The sequence below is a fragment of the Streptomyces sp. NPDC032745 genome (genome assembly GCF_055579465.1).
Genome location: NZ_JBVING010000003.1, coordinates 330,479 through 347,939 on the forward strand (window position 1 = coordinate 330,479; position 17,461 = coordinate 347,939).

Below are 17,461 nucleotides of genomic sequence, written 5' to 3' on the forward strand. Positions count from 1 at the left end.
ACCTCCCGGCTCAGGCGGGGCCGATCACCGGCCCCTCGTGCCAGCCTGCCCCGTCCCGCCAGTAGTGCTGCAGCTGCCGGTCCGTGCGCAGGACGATGACCTCCAGGTTGAACCCGAAGCTGCCCTGGAGCATCCCGGTGACGGCGAGCGCGTCGTGGCCGAAGGCGGCGCTGCGGCTCCAGGCGGAGCCGGAGGCGTTGCCGCGCCACCAGTGCTCGATGCGACCGCCCGCTACGACCGCGCACAGCTCGTAGTTCCCGGCGGTGTCCTCGTCGGCCGCCCCGTACTGCGCCTCGATCAGGCAGGGCGCGGAGGTGATCCCGCTGCCGAAGACCTCCCCGGGGCGCCAGGCGAACCCGTTCGGGTCGTCGCGCCACCACAGCTGCATGCGGCCGTCCGTACGGGTGGCGACGAGGTCGAGGTGGCGGCTGCGGGTCTGCACGAGGGCGGGCCCGAAATGGGCGATGCCGGAGGCGAAGCGGCCGCCGTCGTTCCAGGTCCAGGGGGCGCCGTTGATCCGCCACCAGTGGTTGAGGCGGCCGTCGGCGGTGCGGACGACCACCTCGAAGTTGCCCGGCTTGCCGTAGTCGCTCTGGATGAACGCCGGGGTCGAGCCGATCGCCGCGTCGCCCGGCCCGAAGGCGCCGCCGTCGCGCCAGACGCCGGCGGACTGCTCGTAGAACCAGTGGCGCAGCCGGCCGCCGGTGGTCACGTGCACGGACTCCATGTTCCGGTTGTACGTGGTGCCGGTGAAGGCGGGCTGGCCGGAGGCGTCGTTCGCGTAGCTCTGGGCGCGGGCCCACGGGAAGGGGGCGTCGCCCTCGCGCCACCAGTGCTGGAGACGGCCGCCGCCGGCAGTGGCGAGCAGCTCGAAGTTGCGGTGGGCGCGGCCGTTGCCGCTCTCGTAGACGTTGCCGGTGTGCAGGCGGCGCTTGCTCCACGGGTCGATGTTGGTGCCGCGCAGGCCGCACTTGGCCCAGTAGTCGATCTTGACCTCGCCGTAGGCGATCCGCCCGTACCCGCCGACGTGGTAGCCCGGCCCCCAGGAGTTCTTGAACAGCCAGCAGCCGGCGGCGTCGTCGTAGCCGACGATCAGCACGCAGTGGCCGCCCGCGAGGCGGTCGCTGGTGCGGTGGTAGACGCCGGAGCCGAGGCCGAAGAAGTCGTCGTACACGTCGAAGCAGGCGGTCAGCGGGCCGACGGTGTCGAGCCAGACCTTCTGCTGCTCGACGTCGCCGAGGCGCACGTAGTCGGTGATACGGACGGTCCGGCCGGACCGGTCCCAGCTGGGCGTGTACTCGGCGCGCCAGGCGTCGCGGCGGTCGGCGGGGACGGTGGAGGGGGGCGGGGAGTAGGGCCAGCAGTCCGGATCGGCGAGGCCGCCGTTGGTCTTGACCCAGTCGAGGGCGGTCTCGGGGTTGGAGCCCTGGCCGCAGGTGAACTTCAGACCGTCGTGGACGTCCCCCTCGGACCGCTCCGCCCAGACGTCGTGCTCGATGCGGGCCATGGACTCGACGAGGCCCGCGGCCCCGAAGGCCCAGCAGGAGCCGCACGGGTTCTGGTCCTTGACCTTGGTGATCCAGGGCCAGCCCCAGCGGCCCCGCCAGTCGACGGCAGCGGGGCGGGCCCCGACGACCGGCCCGCCGGGTGCTCCGGGCAGCAGCCCGTGGGCGGCGCGGCGCCGGGTGAGATGCGGATTGCCGCTCTCGTGCCCGATGATCCCGCGCAGGTCGACGGGGCCCACCTCCTCGGCGGGCGTGAGGTTCGCCCCGGGTTCCAGGCCGAGGGAGGGCCGGGGCACGGCCTCCTCGTCGGCGAGGTGCTCGATGACGGACCAGCGCGCTCCGCGCTCCACGAGCTGCGCGCGCAGCTCCCCCACCGTCTGGACGGAATCGGACTCGGGCTCGACAGACTGCTCCGGCATACCAGCCCCCCAGCTGCAACCGTTCGGATGCGAGATCCGGGAGCGTCCATCCGGGGGCGGGGCGCGTCAAGGGTGTCCGCAAGGTCGCGCGGTCGCACGGGGGGTCGTACGGGGTGCGCGCGTCCGCCCCCGGCGTCGGAGGGACACCGGGGGCGGACGGGGGCTCGGCGCGGAGCTACTCGGCCGGGTCCGGGGCGGGGGCCGGGGCGGCCGCCGGCATGCCGGGCAGGCCGAGACCGGTGAACAGGGCGACCACGGTGTTGCCGAGGTCGTTCACGACGTCCGTGGCCTTGTCCTTGGCGTCGGTCGTGCAGCCGCAGGGGCCGGCCGCCTTGGCGACTTCGTCGACGGACGCCTTGAGGTGGTCGACCGCGGCGGCGACGAGGTCGAGGGGGGCACCGGCCCTGGCAGCCCGCGCGGAGACGGGGGCGACGGCGGGCAGGGGCGCCGGGGCCGCGGCCGGGAGGGTGACGGGCTTGGCCACGTCGGCGGGGGGCTTCGCCACGTCGACCGGGGGCTTGGCCACTTCGGCCGGGGGCTTGGCCGCCTCCACCGGCTTCGCTGCGTCAGCCGGGGGCTTGGCCACTTCGGCCGGGGGCTTGGCCACGTCGGCCGGGGGCTTCGCCACGTCGGCGGGGGGCTTCGCCACGTCGGCGGGGGGCTTCGCCACTTCGGCCGGGGGCTTCGCCACGTCGGCCGGGGGCTTCGCCACTTCGGCGGGGGGCTTGGCCGCCTCCACCGGCTTCGCTGCGTCGGCGGGCGGCTTGGCGGCCTCCGCCGGGGGCTTCACCGCCTCCGCCGGGGGCTTCACCGCGTCCGCCGGGGGCTTGACCGCGTCAGCCGGGGGCTTCGGCGCCTCCGCGGGCGGCTTGGGCAGGACCACCGGGGCCGCCGGGGCGTCGGCCGGGGGCTTGGCCGGGGCCTCGGGTGCGGTGGGCGCGGCCGGGGCGGCCGGGGCAACCGCCGCGAACGTCTGCTTCAGGCCCGCGAGCGCCGCGTCGATCTTCTGCTTGTGCGCGGCCAGGTCCGCCTCCGGGAGCTTCCCGTCCGGCGACTTGAGGACCTCCCCGAGGAAGTTGGTGACGGGCGTGATCAGCACGCCTGCGGAGCCCAGGGCCTGCACCTGCGCGGTCAGCGCCTCGGTACCCGGGATGGACTTCTTCGCCACGGGCGCCGACGGCCTGGCAGGGGCGTTGGCCGCTCCGGCCAGACCGGGGGACGCGGACAGCAGCGTCACGCAGAGGGCGGCGGGGAGGGTGTAGCGGGTGATGCGGTGCAAGATCTCTCTCCTGTTCAGAGGCAGAGTGGTGACATGGACGTGGGACACGGGACATGTCGGGGGCAGGGGACTCGCCCCCTGTCCACTCACGGCCACTCCGTCACATCCGGCAACCGGAGGCCGACGTACGAACCCCGGTGAAACGCCGTGAACTCGGCGCACCAACTCCACTGACCTGCACGGATCGCTTCACTCTTCAGCTGTGCTGCACCCTCGTGACACCCTCACCCTGAGTGATCGCGGCGGCTGTCGGGACCTCCACCCCGGCCTGACCGGTCCGGTCGCCCCCGCGGCCGCGGCGGGCGGGTGCCAGCCCGTACAGCGCCAGGCCGATGGCCAGCAGGAACACCGCGCAGGCCGCCTCGAAGGCGAACGCGTACCCGCCCGTCGCGGCCGCCGGGTCCCCGGCGGCCAGCAGGGAGGCCGTCCGGGCGTCGGCGGCCGAGGTGATCAGGGCCAGGCTGATGGTCGGCCCGGCCAGGATGGCCGTGTTGACCACCGCCCCGGCGAGTGCGGACTGCTCCTCCGGGACCCCGCTGACGGCCCCCGGCACCGCGGCGGACATCAGCGTGCCGATGCCGGCCGACAGGATGACCAGGCCCGCGAGGACGTACGGCGTCGAGCCCGTACGCAGCCCCACGCCGCCGATCAGGAAGAGGCCGGCGGCGATGACCGCCAGTCCCCCCACCGCCACCGCGCGGATGCCGAGGCGGGCGACGATCCGGCCCGCGACGAAGCCGACACCGAGCAGCATCGCGCTGTACGGGATGAAGGCCAGCGCGTTCTGCAGCGCCGAATAGCCGCGTACCTGCTGGAAGTAGAGGGCCAGCAGGAAGGCGGTGCTCGCGCCGATCGCCGGGCCGAGCAGCGCGCAGACCAGCGCGGTCGCGCGGTAGCGCGAGGCGAGGAAGCCGGGCGGCAGCAGGGGGGCGCGGACGCGCTGCTGGGCGGCGACGAACACGGCGAGCAGGACCGCGCCGAGCGCGAGCGGGGCGAGGACCTGCGGCGCGGCCCAGCCGTGCGGGCCGACCATCACGAAGCCGTAGCCGAGGGTGGAGAGCGCGAGGGTGCCGAGTACGGCGCCGAGGAGGTCCACGGGGACCGGTACCGGGGCGGGCCCGGCCGGCAGAGACCGGGAGGTGAGGGCCAGTACGGCCGCGGCCGCGGCGGCGAGCAGCCCGAAGCTCCACCGCCAGTTCAGCCAGGCGACGAGCGCCCCGCTGAGCACGATGCCGACGGCGGCGCCGAGGCTGGCCAGCAGACCCCAGCGGGCCAGCGCGGTGGCCCTGGCCCTGCCCTCGGGGAAGACGACCCGCAGCAGGGCCATGGCCGCGGGGGCGGCGAGGGCGGCCCCGCAGCCCTGGAGGAAGCGGGCGGCGAGGACGGTGTGCGAGCTGGGGGCCAGCGCCGCGGCGAGCGAGGCGACGGCGAACAGGGCCGTGCCGAGGGTGAACAGCCGGCGCTGCCCGATCCGGTCGGTGAGCCGCCCGCCGAGCAGCAGCAGGCCGCTGAAGGCCAGGCCGTACGCGGCGCTGTCGATGATGAGGTCGATCCGGCTCAGGCCGAGTTCCCGCTGCATGGCCGGACCGGCGGCGAACGTCACCGACACCGAGGCGTTGAGCATGAGCTGCACGGCGCCGAGAAGCGCGAACCGCGCCCCGCTCTTCCGCGGAGGCGGGTCGGCCAGGGGCTCGGCGTGGGCATGGGCATGGGCCTTCACCTGGGCCTGGGCCTGGGCCTCTGGGGAGTCGTCCATGCCGCGAGTCTGGCAGTCGCCGTCAGCAGCGGGCGGCGCCGTAAGGCCAGTCCGTCAGGTCTGCCGTCGGGTCTGCCGTCAGGTCTGCCGTCAGGACTCCTTGGGCAGCAACACCACGCGGCTGCCGTGCAGTTCGCCGTCCTCGATGCGCCGGTGCGTACGGGCCGCCTCCGACAGGGGGACCCGCTCGACGGAGCGGGCGCGCAGCTTGCCGTTCGCCAGCAGGCGGTTGATCGACGTGGCGGCCTCGGCGAGTTCGGCGGCGGTGGCGTGCGAGATCACGAAGCCGACGACGGAGCCGTCCTTCATGTAGAGCGGCCCGGCGGGCAGGACGGGCTGGGAGCGGGCGCCGGCGAGGAGCACGATCCGCCCGCGGGGGGCGAGGAGTTCGACGGCGGCGGCCAGGTCGTTCGTACCCGAGGTGTCGATGTGGACGTCGATGCCCTGCGGGCTGAACTCGCGGATGCGGGCGGCCAGTTCGGGGTCCTTGTAGTCGAGGACGGTCTCGGCGCCCAGCGCCCGGCAGTGCTCGGCGTCGCGCGCAGCGGCGGTGGCGACGACCCGGGCGCCGGCTTCGACGGCCATGACGATCAGGGCGCTCCCCACGTTCCCGGCGGCGCCGGCGACGAGCACGCTCTCGCCGGGGCGGACCCGGCCGTGGGTGAACAGGGCGAGGTACGCGGTGCCCGCGGGATGCACGACCGCTACGGCCTCGGCGGCGTCCGTGGCGGCGGGCAGCCGGTAGAGGCGGTCGACCGGGACCACTGCCTGTTCGGCGGCGGCGCCCTGGCGGCCGCCGTGGCCGAGGCTGTTGCACCAGACGCGGTCGCCGGGGGCGAAGCCCGCCGCTCCGGGGCCGGCCGACACGACCGTACCGACCAGGTCGCGGCCGATCACGAAGGGGAACTCGAGGGGGGTGCGGAACAGCCCGGACCGCACGAAGGTGTCCACCGGGTTGACGGACACCGCCTCGACCTCGACCAGGACGTCCGTCGGGCCGGGGGCCGGAGGGGCCATCTCGCCGTAGCGGATGTTCTCGGCGGGGCCCAGTTCTTCGATGAAGGCTGCACGCATGAGGCGATCCTCGCAAGGCCCCCCGGGGTTCGCGCACAGCACCGCGAAGGCTTCGTCAACTCCCGGGGGCGGGATGCGGGAGGGGGTCCCGTACGGATCCCCTCCCGCATCCCGGAAAGGCCGAAGGGCCGCTACGGGGGGTGTGAGCGGCCCTTCGGAGAGGGGGGAACGTGCAGGAGCTGGCGACTCCGGCCGGTGGGGCGGATCAGCCGGCGGACAAGCCGTCGGATCAGCCGGTGGATCAGAGGCCGGCGGCAGCGTTGGCGCGGGTCTCGCGGATCTTCGTGCCGAGCGCGGAGAGCAGCCCCTGCAGGATCTCGACGGTGGTCTCGTCGGTCAGGTTGCCGGCGTCGTCGAAGCGCTCCTGGGCGCGGAAGATCATGAGCTCGGGCTTGCCGACGACCTTGGAGTCCGTCCACAGGAACATCTGGCGCAGCGCGAGCTGGGCGCGCACGGTGCCGAAGTTGGTCTGCGCGGCGCCGGCGATCGCGATCGGCTTGCCGGTCAGCGAGGAGTTGAGGGCCGGGCGGCTCGCCCAGTCCAGGGCGTTCTTCAGGACACCGGGGATCCCGTAGTTGTACTCGGGGGTGGCGATGAAGATGCCGTCCGCCTCGGCGATGCGGCGCCGCAGGTCGGCCACGGCGACCGGGGCGGGCTCGACGTCGTGGTCGGTGTCGTAGGGCGGGATGTCGCGCAGGCCCTCGTAGATCTCGATGGCCAGGTCACCGGGGGCGAACTTCTGGGCGGCGCGCACGAGGGCGCTGTTGTACGAGGCGCCGCGCAGGCTGCCGGAGATGGCCAGGATCTTGAGCTCGGGCATGAACTGTCCTTCCGCAAAGGTGACATGTGCAGCGAATGCCGGATCCGGCATGCTCCTGCGAGGTGAACGTCGGTGAATGAGCAGGAGTCTGGCCGCGCGCAGGATGCGCCGACAACGGCGGTGGGCGGTATCTGTCAGTTATCCGCGGGCGGGTTGGTCCGCAGGACTTGATCGAGGACGGGCCCTCCCGTATAACTGACATCGAACTGAACTGAACTGTATGGTTCATTTACCCGCAGAGCGACGACCCCGAACGAAAGAGAGAAGGCATCATGACCACGCAGGTTTCCGCTGTCGAGACCACCGCGATCCGTTCGGTGATCGACGTACTGCAGCCGGTCCACACCCTGGAGGGCGAGGGTTTCCCGGTCCGCCGGCCCTTCCCCACGCCGCAGATCCCGCAGCTGGACCCCTTCCTGATGGTCGACCAGGTCGGCCCGGTGGACCTCGGCCCGGGCGAGCCGAAGGGCGCCCCCGACCACCCGCACCGCGGCTTCGAGACCATCGCGTACGTGATGGAGGGCGATATCGAGTACGCGGACTCCACCGGCAACCGCGGGGTCGTACCGCCCGGCGCCGTGCAGTGGCTGACGGCGGGCGCGGGTGTGGTGCACTCGGCCCAGCCGACCGAAGCCTTCCGCGCGGCCGGGGGCCTCCAGCACAACCTGCAGATCTGGGTGAACCTGCCCGCCGCCCGCAAGGGGCTGCGGCCCCGCACCCAGAACCACGGCGCTGCGGAGATCCCGGTGGTCCGGAACCTGGACGGCTCCTGGTTCAAGGTCATCGCAGGCTCGGCGCTCGGCGTGACCGGCCCCTTCGACACCCAGGTCCCGGTGACGGTCGTGCACGCGTCGATCGCCCCGGGCGCGAGCGCGCAACTCCCGGCGCCGGCCGGCCGCAATGCGGCGGTGTACGTCCTGTCCGGCAGCGGCAGGGTCGCCTCGAGCGAGCTGGCCGACGGCGAACTGGCGGTCCTCGGGAACGACGGCGACACGGTGCGCGTCGAGGGCGGCCCGGTCGGCGCCGACCTGCTCTTCCTGACGGGCGAGCCGATCCGCGAACCGGTCTTCCGCAGCGGCCCGTTCGTGATGAACACCCCCGAGGAGATCGACCAGGCCTTCGACGACTACGCGGCGGACCGCCTGGGCCGCTACGAGGACTGACCACGACGGGGGCGCCGCCGAACCCTGGCGCCCCCGGTCACCCTTCTGCCGGGTTACCCTTCCCCGAGATCACAAAGGGACAAAAGGGGGCGCCATGAGGCTGGCCTGGTTAGTGTGGCTCATACGGCATTTCGAGGAATACGCCTACAGTCAGGGGCCGTTGCGAGCCACGATCGGCACACTGGCCGTCGTCCTCACCGCCCTGCTCCTCGCCTACACACTCCGCCGCTGGAAGCCTGCCGCCCTGGCCGCAGCCGCCGCGACCGCCACCGCCGGCATCACCTGGCTGTCCCTGCACTGACCGGCGATCCGTAGCACGCCGAGCAGCCGCCCCTGATGGTGAGGACGAACAGCTCGGGCGTCTCGGACCACCACGGGTAGGCCCTCCGGCCGTGCCGGGGCAGGGCGGGCTGGGCCCCGGCGCGACCGCAGGGGTCAGGCGGCCAGCAGGTCCAGGATCCTGGCCACGGCTTCGACGATCGGCTGGCCCAGCGGGCCGACCACGGCGGCGATGCCGGCGATCGACATCAGCGCACTCTGCCGCGACTCCGCGGGGACCGGCGTCTCGCCGGTGGCGGCGGGCAGGGCGGAGTCCAGCACCTGGGCGCTCGCCGGCGGGAGCTGCGCGCGCAGCTCCCCGATCAGGCGGCGGAGCTCCTCGACGGCCGCTGCCAGTTCCGGATCCGCTCCGGGGGCGGCGGCCGGGGCGCCCACGTTCTTCACCATGCCGGTGTTGCCGGTGCCGCCGGTCATGTTGACGTTGTCGCCGAAGTAGTAGTTGTCGCCGCTCACCGGGTCCCCATCCCCACGTTGTTGGAACCGCCGTACATGTTGACGTTGTCGCCGAAGTGGTAGTTCCTCGGGTTGATCACGATGGTGTCCACCCGCACCCCGCGGAGCTCGGTGTCCGGGTTGTCGATGGCGTGGGTGATCTGGCCGACGAGCTGGTGCAGTGTGCCGGGGTCCTTGCTGGTGACCACCGCTATCGACGGGCCCGAGGTCTCGACCGCCAGCACGTAGTGCGACGAAGCCGTCAGGACCGACAGCCACTCCACGAGGGACCAGACCAGGGCGGCTGCCGCACCGAGCCAGACGAAGCTGAGGATGCTCTCCGCCGCCTCGCGGTTCGCGAGCGATGTCAGCCCGGCCAGAATGGTCAGGGCGAAGGCGCCGGCCAGGACGACGGCGAGGTTCCGCAGGAAGCGGATCGTGGCGTCCTTGCGCCTGGGGTGCAGGGTGAGGGTGTACACCCGGGCGATGTTCTCCAGCGGGTAGGCGGCGCCGCCCACCCACAGGATCCTTCTGCTGATGCGGAGTTCGATGCCGTGGGCCTGCGGCGGCATCGAAGGCGGCATCGAAGGCGGCGCCGAGGGCGGCGATGCGGGCGGCGCCGAGGGCGGCGGAGGCGGGGCGCTCGGCCCCACGGGTAAGGAACCGTTCGTCTGCCCGGGCTGCGACGCGTTCCGGGGTCCGGCGGTCGGCGGCGCCTGCGGCGCTCCGCCCGCCGGCTGCGAGTTCTCCATGTGGTGTGTCCCCCTGGTCTGCAAGGTGGTGCCGTGTCATGGACCGGCGACCATCCATTAACCACGGCGGCGGGGGACGGGGCAAGATCTCGTCGCGCCAAGTGGGCTGACGGGGACTTCGGTTGACGTCCCGCCGGGGTCCGCGCGGGTACCGCCCCGGCCCGGTTAGGCCGTCTCCGGGTCCACTGCGTAGTGGTGGAGGAACATGTCCACTCCGCCCTGGATGAGGCGTTCCGCCAGGTCCCCGTCCAGGGCCGTGCCGTAGGCGCCGTAGACCAGGTGGGGGGAGAGGACCAGGCCGGAGAGCTGGAGGACGGCCAGTTCCATGTCCGGAATGCGCAGCAGGCCGCGGTCGTCGAGGCGGCCCAGGGCCGTGGCCAGGGCTGCGTGCTGGCGGCCGGGACCTTCCTCCTGCCAGGTGGCGCCGAGCTGCGGGAAGCGGTGGCGTTCGCCCGCGATCACGTTGCGCAGCGCCAGCACCTCCGGGGTGGTGAGGCCCGCGACCCAGGTGCGGCAGGCCTCCAGCAGGTCGGTGCGGACGTCGTCCGACTCGGCGAGCCGGGCCTGGATCACCGTCTGGGCCACCTCCAGCGCCTCGTCGAGCGTCTGCCCGATCACGGCGTTGAACAGGTTCTCCTTGCTGCCGAAGTGGTTGTAGACGGTGACCTTCGAGACGCCGGCCTCGGCGGCGAGCTGGTCCACTCCGGCCCCGAAGCCCTCACGCAGGAACACCGTGCGGGCCGCCTCGAGGATGGCCTCGCGCTTGCGCGCTGCGCGCGCGCCGGTGGGAACGGGCTGCTGCTGGGCTTCGGTGGCGCTGATCCTTGCGGTCATGTCGGTCCCTACTCCTCGAAGGTGCGAGCCCAGTCTAGGACCCAACTGAACTGTACCGTTGCGTTCAGTTGAACTGAACTGTATGGTTCATCTAGCTGAGAGCGCCAAACACGGCGCCGGGCAGCGCAGTTGAAGCCATCACAGGCAAACGAGCACTCGGGCGAGCAAGCACTCGAGACAGTCCAGCAACAGGAGGTCACCCCATGAGCGGCACCCAGACTCCCCTCTTCCGGTCCCGGGCCCAGGTCCACGTCTCCGCCACGCCGGCCGAGGTGTACGCCGTCGTCAGCGACCTGGCCCGGAGCGGCGAGTGGAGCCCCGAGTGCCTCGGCGGGGAGTGGACCACCGGCGCCCCCGGCGCGGTCGGCTCGGTGTTCCGCGGCGAGAACGAGCGGAGCGAGGACGTCGTCTCCTGGGCGCCGGTGGTGCGCGGCAAGTGGACGACGTACGCCGAGGTCGTCGCCGCCGAGCCCGGCCGGACCTTCCAGTGGGCCATGCACAACAGCTCCGGCGAGAAGCAGGACAGCGTCTGGGGCTTCTCCATCGAGCCGGACGGCAAGGAGAGCCTCCTGGTCCACCACTTCCGGATGGGCTCCGCCACCGAGGGGATCCGCGGCATCACCGCCGAGATGGACGAGGAGCAGAAGCAGCAGTTCTTCACCGAGTGGGGCGAGAAGGTGGCCGGCGACCTCGCCGCGACCCTCGAGCGCATCAAGGTCGTCATCGAGACGGAACTGCGCGCGACCGGCTCCTGAGCTTCCTCTTCCTCTCCTCTTCCGTAACTGATCGTCATTGCAACTTACTTGGGAAAGGTCAAGGCGATGATCCTGCAGCGCATCGGGAACAAGGGAATCCGGCTCGGAACGCTCTTCGAGCGGGCCGCGAGAAAGCACCCGTCGAACGTCGTGATCCTCGATCACGACCTGGACATAGCTCCGGGCCTGGGGCGCCGGGCGACCGTGGCCGAGGTCGCCGACCTGATCGACGACATGGCCTCGAGGCTCTGGGCCGCCGAGGTACGGCCCGGCCGCCGGGTCGTCGTCTACAAGTCCGACGGCTTCGACATCACCCTGCTGGCCTGCGCGGTGGCCCGCATCGGCGCCGTCCCGGTGCTGCTGTCGCCGAAGCTCGACGGCGAGACCGTCGCCGAACTCGTACGCCGCACCGATCAGCCCTACCTGCTCACCGACCAGAACAAGCTGGAGACCGAACTGCCCGCCTCGGTCTTCCGGGAGGCCGGGCAGGTCCTGCTCACCTCCGGCAGCTACCAGGACGCCACCGAGCTCGCCTCGCTCGCCGGGGTCCCCCGGGTCCCCGCCGTGACGATGCCGCCCGAGCACCCCACCCTGATCACGCACACCTCCGGCACCACCGGCACCCCCAAGCTCGCCGTCCACACCGGCGCCACCCTCGAGGCGCGCTACCGCCCGCAGGCGGCGATCACCAAGCCGCTCATACCGGGCCGCGAGACCATCGCCATGCACGTCTCCTTCGTCCACTCGCGGCTCATCACCGCCCTCGCCATCTCCCTCTTCCGCGGCTTCCCGATCGTCGTCCTCGCCGATTCCGACCCCAAGCGGGCCGCCGACCTCTTCGCCCAGCTGCGCCCCGGCATCCTCGAGGCACACCCCAACTCCTTCATGGAGTGGGAGGAGCTGGCCGACGACCCCCGCCGGCCGCTGGCCAACGTCAAGCTCTTCAGCAGCACCTTCGACGCCATCCACCCGCGGACCGTGCAGCGGCTGCTCAAGGCGACGAAGCGCAAGGCCCCGGTCTTCGGCCAGCTGTACGGGCAGAGCGAGATCGGTCCGGCCGTCGCCCGCTCCTTCTCCAAGCGCCGCGGGCTCGACGCCGACGGCCGCTGCGTGGGCATGCCCTTCCCCGGCATGACCGACGTCCGCGTCGTCAGCCGCAACGGACTGCCGCCCTCCGAGACCAACCCGGGCTTCATCGAGGTCAAGAGCGACGGCCGGATCGTCACCTACCTCGGCGAGCAGGAACGTTACGACAAGCAGGTCAACGACGGCTGGTGGCGGATGGGCGACGTCGGCTACCGCACCAAGTGGGGCTGCGTGCACCTGCTCGACCGCGAGGTCGACCTGATCGAGGGCTTCGGCTCCACCCTCGCCGCCGAGGACACCCTGTTCACCCGGCTGGACGAGCTCGCCGAGGTCATCATCATCCCCGACGAGAGCGGCCGCGCCGTCCCCGTCGTCTGCACCAAGGACGACAAGCCCCTCGACCCCCGGGCCTGGAAGGCCGCCGTCGCCGGACTGCCGCCGATGGCCGAGCCGGTCCAGTGGCGCCAGTCCGAACTGCCGCAGACCGCCACCACCAAGATCAAGCGGCTGGAGCTCGCCCGGCTGCTCACCGCCGGCGCCCCTGCCGCAGTGACCGCAGGAGCCACCGCCGGCGCCACCGCCGACCGCACCGAGGAGAACGTCTGATGTCGAAGCTGATCATCGTCGGCGGCGGGATCGGCGGGCTGGCCACCGCCCTCGCCACCGCCCGCCAGGGACACCGCGTCCTCGTCCTCGAACGCGCCCCCGAGTTCGCCGAGATCGGCGCCGGCATCCAGCTCGCGCCCAACGGCCTGCACGCCCTCGACCGCCTCGGCCTCGGAGACGCCGTCCGCGCCACCGCCGTACAGATGGACGAGCTCCGGTTCATGGACGGGGTCACCGGCCGGCACGTGGTCAGCATGGACCTGACCGCACGCTACCGCGCACGGTTCGGCAACCCGTACGCCGTCGTCCACCGCGCCGAACTGCACACCAAGCTGCTCGAGGCCTGCCACGCCGACGACTCCATCGAACTGCGCAGCGCCGCCACCGCCATCGGGTACGAGCAGGACGAGACCGGCGCCTCGGTCCTCCTGGAGGACGGCGAGCGGATCACCGGCGACGCCCTGATCGGCGCCGACGGCATCCACTCCGCGATCCGCGCCCAGCTCGTCGGCGACGGCGCGCCCCGCAACTCCGGGATCACCGTCTACCGCGCCGTCATCCCGATGGAGCAGGTCCCCGAGGAGCTGCGCCACCTCACCTCGGTGACCTGGTGGACCGGGCCCCACTGCCACTTCGTGCACTACCCGATCGCCGGCGGCAAGTACCTCAACCTCGCGGCCAGCAGCGACAACAACGCGACCGAGACGCTCGCCGGTGTCCCCGCCTCCCCGGGCGACATCCGCCGCGAGTTCGCCGCCCTCGGCGAGGACGCACAGCGCCTGCTCGCCCTGGGCGAGGGCTGGAAGTCCTGGGTGCTGGTCGACCGGGACCCGGTCGACACCTGGACCGACGGCCGGGTCGCCCTCCTCGGCGACGCCGCCCACCCGATGCTCCACTACGTGGCGCAGGGCGCCTGCCAGGGCCTCGAGGACGCCGTGATCCTGGGCGACCTCCTCGACTGCGGCGCCGACGAACTCCCGGAGCGCTTCCAGAAGTTCAACGCCGAGCGGCGCGAGCGCACCGCCCGGATCCAGCTCCTCGCCCGGGAGAGCATCAAGCTCTGGCACACCTCCGGGGCCGCAGCCTCGGCCCGCAACGACCAGCTGTCCTCGTACACCCCCGAGGAGCTCCACGACTACGTGGCCTGGATGCACGGCGCCCGCACCACCGACGAGAACACCGCCCCGAACGGAGAGCAGCGATGAACCAGCCCCAGGCACAGAAGCAGGGACAGCACCAGGTGGCCATCATCGGCGCCGGCCCGCGCGGCCTCTCCGTCCTGGAGCGCCTGTGCGCCAACGAGCGCAGGAACCCCCGGCACTCCGCGGTCACCGTCCACGTGGTCGACCCGTCGGCGCCGGGCGCCGGCCAGGTCTGGCGCTCCGACCAGTCCCAGCACCTGCTGATGAACACGGTGGCCTCCCAGATCACCATCTACACCGACGACAGCGTCCGCACCGAGGGACCGATCGAGCCGGGCCCGAGCCTGTACGAGTGGGCCCAGGGCGTCGCCGGATCCGCGACCGCAGACGGCAGCGCCGACGAGGCGACCCTCGCCGAGGCCCGCCGGCTGGGCCCGAACACCTACCCCACCCGCGCCTTCTACGGCAGCTACCTGCGCGCCACCTTCGAGCGCGTCGTGCGCAGCGCCCCCGCCCACGTCACCGTCGAGGTGCACCGCTCCCGGGCCGTGGCCATGGCCGATACGCACGGCACCACCGGCGGGCAGCAGGGCGTCCGCCTCGAGAACGGCACCCGGCTCAACGACCTCGACGCGATCGTGATGGCGCAGGGCCACGTACCGGCCCGGCTGACCCCCCGCGAGGCGAAGACCGCGAGCCTCGCCCGGATCCACCACCTGACGTACGTCACGCCCGCCAACCCGGCGGACCTGAACCTGAACGTCGTGGGGCCCGGTGAGAACGTCCTGCTGCGCGGCCTCGGCCTGAACTTCTTCGACCACATGGCGCTCTTCACCGCCGGCCGCGGCGGCACCTTCGTCCGCGCCGGGGACGGCCGCCTGGTCTACCGCCCCTCCGGCAACGAGCCCGTCCTGTACGCCAGTTCGCGGCGCGGCATCCCGTACCACGCCCGCGGCGAGAACGAGAAGGGCGCCTACGGCCGCTACCTGCCCCGCCTGCTGACCCCGCAGAAGATCGCCGAGATGCGCCGCCGCTCCGAGGACGGCGAGGGCATCAGCTTCTCCGCGGACCTGTGGCCGCTCATCTCCCGCGAGACGGAGAGCGTGTACTACGGCACCCTCCTGGAGACCCGCGGCCGCGGCGCCGAGCGCGAGGGCTTCACCAAGCGCTACCTTTCGCTGGAGTCGGCCGGGGACCGGGGCTCGCTGCTGGACGTCTACGGCATCGAGGACGAGCAGCGCTGGGACTGGGAGAAGCTCTCCCGCCCGTACGGCGACCGCGAGTTCACCAGCCGCGAGGAGTTCCGGGACTGGCTGGTGGCGTACCTGGCCAAGGATGTCGCGGAGGCCAGGGCCGGCAACCTCAGCGGCCCGCTCAAGGCGGCCCTGGACGTGATGCGCGACCTGCGCAACGAGATCCGCCTCGCCGTCGACCACGGCGGTCTGGACGGCGACTCGCACCGCGACGACCTGGAGGGCTGGTACACGCCGCTCAACGCCTTCCTCTCCATCGGCCCGCCGGCCTCCCGCATCGAGGAGATGATCGCCCTCATCGACGCCGGGGTGCTCGTCCTGACCGGTCCGGGGACCGAGATCCGCGTCGACACCGCCGCCGGCGCCGATGCGACCTTCATCGCGCAGTCCCGTACCGTGCCCGGTCCCGCGGTCCGCGCCACCGTCCTGATCGAGGCCCGGCTGCCCGAGCCCGACCTGCGGCGCACCGACGACCCGCTGCTGCGCCACCTGCTCGACACCGAGCAGTGCACCACGTACCGGATCGCCGGCGCCGACGGCAGCAGCTACGAGTCCGGCGGCCTCGCCGTCACCGAGCGCCCGTACCGGCTGCTCGACGCCCGCGGCCGGGCCCACCCGCGCCGGTTCGCGTACGGGGTGCCCACCGAGTCCGTGCACTGGGTCACCGCGGCCGGCATCCGCCCGGGCGTCGACTCGGTCACCCTCGGCGACTCCGACGCCATAGCCCGCTCCGTCCTGGCCCTCCCGGCGGCGAGCCTGGTCCCCAGCGGTGTCGCACCGCTGCCGACCGAGACCGACCTGACCGGCGTCCTCGTATGAGCCGGGCAGCGCAGGACGCGCTCACCGACGCGGGGCTGCTGTCGCCGGTACGGGCCGGCACCCCTGCCGAGGAGGCCGTCTCCGACCTGGCCTGGCTCCAGGCGATGCTCGACGCCGAGGCCGCCCTGGCCCGGGCCCAGGCCGGACTCGGCACCCTCCCGGGGGCCGCCGCCGAGGCCATCACGCGGGCGGCCCGGGCCGAGGACCTCGACCTGCGGGCGCTGGCCCTGGCCGCCCGGGAGACCGCGAACCCGGTGGTCGGCCTGGTGCAGGCGCTGACCCGGGTGGTCGCGGAGCAGGACACGCAGGGCACCGGAGCCGCCGAGTACGTGCACCGCGGCTCCACCAGCCAGGACATCTTCGACACCGGCGCCATGCTGGTGGCCGCCCGCACCCTGAAGCTGATCCGGGCCGACCTGGCCCGCACCGCCGAGGCCCTGGGCCGGCTGGCCGGTGAGCACCGGGACACGGCGATGGCGGGCCGGACGCTGGCCCTGCAGGCCGTGCCCACCACCTTCGGGCTGAAGGCGGCCGGCTGGCGGCAGCTGGTCCTGGACGCCGACCGGCGCCTGGCCCGGGTGCAGGACGACGGGCTGCCGGTGTCGCTCGGCGGCGCGGCCGGCACGCTGGCCGGCTACCTCGAATACGCCCGGATCGACGGCGCGGACCGCCCGCTCGAGCCCGGCGCGTACCTGGACGACCTGGTCGGGGCCTTCGCCGCCGAGACCGGACTCGCCCGCCCCGCCCTGCCCTGGCACGTACTGCGCACCCCGATGGCCGATCTCGCCGCCGCGCTCGCCTTCACCGCCGGCGCCCTCGGGAAGATCGCGATCGACGTGCAGAACCTCGCCCGGACCGAGGTCGCCGAGGTCGCCGAGCCCGCCGTGGCCGGCCGCGGCAGCTCATCGGCCATGCCCCACAAGCGCAACCCGGTCCTGAGCACGCTGCTGCGCAGCGCCGCCCTCCAGGTCCCGGTCCTCGCCACCGGACTCGTGCAGTGCCTGGTCTCGGAGGACGAGCGCTCGGCCGGGGCCTGGCACGCCGAATGGCAGCTGCTGCGCGAGTCCCTGCGGCTGGTCGGCGGCGCCGCCCACACCGCGGTCGAGCTGGCCGAGGGGCTGACCGCCCGGCCGGAGCGGATGCGGGCCAATCTGCTGCTGACCGGCAGTCAGGTGGTCTCCGAGCGGATCGCGGCCGTGCTCGCACCGGAGTTGGGCAAGGCGGCGGCGAAGCAGCTGCTGACCCGGGTCTCGGCCGCGGCCGAGGAGAGCGGCCGGCCCCTGTACGAACTGCTCGCCGAGGAGCCGGTGTTCAAGGGGAGCCGGAGCACGGACGAGCTGGCGCGGCTGTGCGATCCCGGGACGTACACCGGGGGCGCGGGCCTGCTGGTGGACCGCGCGCTGACCCGGCCGCACTGAACTCCGGAT

16 protein-coding genes are annotated in these 17,461 nt (G+C 73.0%); 8 read left to right on the forward strand and 8 right to left on the reverse strand.

All coding sequences use genetic code 11. The annotated features are described in order from the left end of the window. Positions 1–10: 10 nt before the first annotated feature. The 5 genes from ACZ5WG_RS09385 to ACZ5WG_RS09405 form a co-directional block, all read right to left on the reverse strand. Positions 11–1,924 carry a C1 family peptidase gene (locus ACZ5WG_RS09385; protein ID WP_468721849.1) on the reverse strand — a complete coding sequence of 638 codons (1,914 nt, stop codon included), beginning with the start codon at positions 1,922–1,924 and terminating at the stop codon, positions 11–13. A 175-nt stretch (positions 1,925–2,099) separates the two neighbouring features. After that, entirely contained in the window at positions 2,100–3,203 is a 1,104-nt protein-coding gene (locus ACZ5WG_RS09390; protein ID WP_468721851.1) for a ribosomal eL19 family protein, read from the reverse strand. A gap of 196 nt (positions 3,204–3,399) precedes the next feature. Beyond that, entirely contained in the window at positions 3,400–4,959 is a 1,560-nt protein-coding gene (locus tag ACZ5WG_RS09395) for an MFS transporter (protein WP_468721852.1), read from the reverse strand. 90 nt (positions 4,960–5,049) lie between these two features. Continuing rightward, the gene (locus ACZ5WG_RS09400) at positions 5,050–6,033 is read right to left on the reverse strand and encodes an NADPH:quinone reductase (protein ID WP_468721854.1); all 984 of its coding nucleotides are present in this window, start codon (positions 6,031–6,033) and stop codon (positions 5,050–5,052) included. 241 nt (positions 6,034–6,274) lie between these two features. After that, positions 6,275–6,853: an NADPH-dependent FMN reductase gene (locus tag ACZ5WG_RS09405; protein ID WP_468721856.1), complete on the reverse strand. Its 579-nt coding sequence runs from the start codon at positions 6,851–6,853 to the stop codon at positions 6,275–6,277. A 272-nt stretch (positions 6,854–7,125) separates the two neighbouring features. Between ACZ5WG_RS09405 and ACZ5WG_RS09410 the strand changes: the two genes are divergently transcribed. After that, complete coding sequence (locus tag ACZ5WG_RS09410; RefSeq protein ID WP_468721858.1) at positions 7,126–8,016, forward strand: pirin family protein; 891 nt, start codon at positions 7,126–7,128, stop codon at positions 8,014–8,016. A gap of 160 nt (positions 8,017–8,176) precedes the next feature. After that, positions 8,177–8,317, forward strand: a complete 141-nt coding sequence (locus tag ACZ5WG_RS09415; RefSeq protein ID WP_468721859.1) for a hypothetical protein — start codon at positions 8,177–8,179, stop codon at positions 8,315–8,317. A 134-nt stretch (positions 8,318–8,451) separates the two neighbouring features. Here ACZ5WG_RS09415 and ACZ5WG_RS09420 read toward each other — a convergent pair whose 3' ends face one another. Together ACZ5WG_RS09420 and ACZ5WG_RS09425 are read right to left on the reverse strand one after the other, a co-directional pair. After that, entirely contained in the window at positions 8,452–8,808 is a 357-nt protein-coding gene (locus ACZ5WG_RS09420; RefSeq protein WP_468721861.1) for a hypothetical protein, read from the reverse strand. Further along, positions 8,805–9,305, reverse strand: coding sequence for a DUF6232 family protein (locus ACZ5WG_RS09425; RefSeq protein WP_468721863.1), 501 nt, complete (start codon positions 9,303–9,305; stop codon positions 8,805–8,807). Before ACZ5WG_RS09425 ends, ACZ5WG_RS09420 begins: the two co-directional genes overlap by 4 nt. Before the next feature lie 19 nt (positions 9,306–9,324). Between ACZ5WG_RS09425 and ACZ5WG_RS09430 the strand changes: the two genes are divergently transcribed. Further along, positions 9,325–9,600: a hypothetical protein gene (locus tag ACZ5WG_RS09430; RefSeq protein ID WP_468721864.1), complete on the forward strand. Its 276-nt coding sequence runs from the start codon at positions 9,325–9,327 to the stop codon at positions 9,598–9,600. 104 nt (positions 9,601–9,704) lie between these two features. Here the strand turns inward: ACZ5WG_RS09430 and ACZ5WG_RS09435 are convergent, their stop codons facing one another. Then, positions 9,705–10,373, reverse strand: a complete 669-nt coding sequence (locus ACZ5WG_RS09435; protein ID WP_468721866.1) for a TetR/AcrR family transcriptional regulator — start codon at positions 10,371–10,373, stop codon at positions 9,705–9,707. 203 nt (positions 10,374–10,576) lie between these two features. Here ACZ5WG_RS09435 and ACZ5WG_RS09440 point away from each other — a divergent pair, with 203 nt between their 5' ends. The 5 genes from ACZ5WG_RS09440 to ACZ5WG_RS09460 all read left to right on the forward strand — a co-directional run bounded on the left by ACZ5WG_RS09440 (position 10,577) and on the right by ACZ5WG_RS09460 (position 17,452). Then, entirely contained in the window at positions 10,577–11,128 is a 552-nt protein-coding gene (locus ACZ5WG_RS09440; protein ID WP_468721867.1) for an SRPBCC family protein, read from the forward strand. 66 nt (positions 11,129–11,194) lie between these two features. Further along, positions 11,195–12,820 (forward strand): class I adenylate-forming enzyme family protein, encoded by a 1,626-nt coding sequence (locus ACZ5WG_RS09445; RefSeq protein WP_468721868.1) that lies wholly within the window; start codon positions 11,195–11,197, stop codon positions 12,818–12,820. After that, on the forward strand, positions 12,820–14,025 hold the full coding sequence (locus ACZ5WG_RS09450; RefSeq protein ID WP_468721869.1) for an FAD-dependent oxidoreductase: 1,206 nt from the start codon (positions 12,820–12,822) through the stop codon (positions 14,023–14,025). The genes ACZ5WG_RS09445 and ACZ5WG_RS09450 overlap by 1 nt, the downstream gene beginning before the upstream one ends. Beyond that, complete coding sequence (locus tag ACZ5WG_RS09455) at positions 14,022–16,034, forward strand: FAD/NAD(P)-binding protein (RefSeq protein WP_468721871.1); 2,013 nt, start codon at positions 14,022–14,024, stop codon at positions 16,032–16,034. The genes ACZ5WG_RS09450 and ACZ5WG_RS09455 overlap by 4 nt, the downstream gene beginning before the upstream one ends. Then, positions 16,031–17,452, forward strand: a complete 1,422-nt coding sequence (locus ACZ5WG_RS09460; protein ID WP_468721872.1) for a nitrosuccinate lyase — start codon at positions 16,031–16,033, stop codon at positions 17,450–17,452. Before ACZ5WG_RS09455 ends, ACZ5WG_RS09460 begins: the two co-directional genes overlap by 4 nt. Positions 17,453–17,461 lie beyond the last annotated feature (9 nt).

Excerpts from the sequence above, each read along its gene's own strand:
- ACZ5WG_RS09410 (WP_468721858.1), top strand. The coding sequence starts at position 7,126 with ATGACCACGCAGGTTTCCGCTGTCGAGACCACCGCGATCCGTTCGGTG.
- ACZ5WG_RS09435 (WP_468721866.1), bottom strand. The coding sequence starts at position 10,373 with ATGACCGCAAGGATCAGCGCCACCGAAGCCCAGCAGCAGCCCGTTCCC.
- ACZ5WG_RS09395 (WP_468721852.1), bottom strand. The coding sequence starts at position 4,959 with ATGGACGACTCCCCAGAGGCCCAGGCCCAGGCCCAGGTGAAGGCCCAT.
- ACZ5WG_RS09400 (WP_468721854.1), bottom strand. The coding sequence starts at position 6,033 with ATGCGTGCAGCCTTCATCGAAGAACTGGGCCCCGCCGAGAACATCCGC.
- ACZ5WG_RS09385 (WP_468721849.1), bottom strand. The coding sequence starts at position 1,924 with ATGCCGGAGCAGTCTGTCGAGCCCGAGTCCGATTCCGTCCAGACGGTG.
- ACZ5WG_RS09405 (WP_468721856.1), bottom strand. The coding sequence starts at position 6,853 with ATGCCCGAGCTCAAGATCCTGGCCATCTCCGGCAGCCTGCGCGGCGCC.
- ACZ5WG_RS09430 (WP_468721864.1), top strand. The coding sequence starts at position 9,325 with ATGCGGAGTTCGATGCCGTGGGCCTGCGGCGGCATCGAAGGCGGCATC.
- ACZ5WG_RS09455 (WP_468721871.1), top strand. The coding sequence starts at position 14,022 with ATGAACCAGCCCCAGGCACAGAAGCAGGGACAGCACCAGGTGGCCATC.
- ACZ5WG_RS09450 (WP_468721869.1), top strand. The coding sequence starts at position 12,820 with ATGTCGAAGCTGATCATCGTCGGCGGCGGGATCGGCGGGCTGGCCACC.
- ACZ5WG_RS09440 (WP_468721867.1), top strand. The coding sequence starts at position 10,577 with ATGAGCGGCACCCAGACTCCCCTCTTCCGGTCCCGGGCCCAGGTCCAC.
- ACZ5WG_RS09460 (WP_468721872.1), top strand. The coding sequence starts at position 16,031 with ATGAGCCGGGCAGCGCAGGACGCGCTCACCGACGCGGGGCTGCTGTCG.
- ACZ5WG_RS09445 (WP_468721868.1), top strand. The coding sequence starts at position 11,195 with ATGATCCTGCAGCGCATCGGGAACAAGGGAATCCGGCTCGGAACGCTC.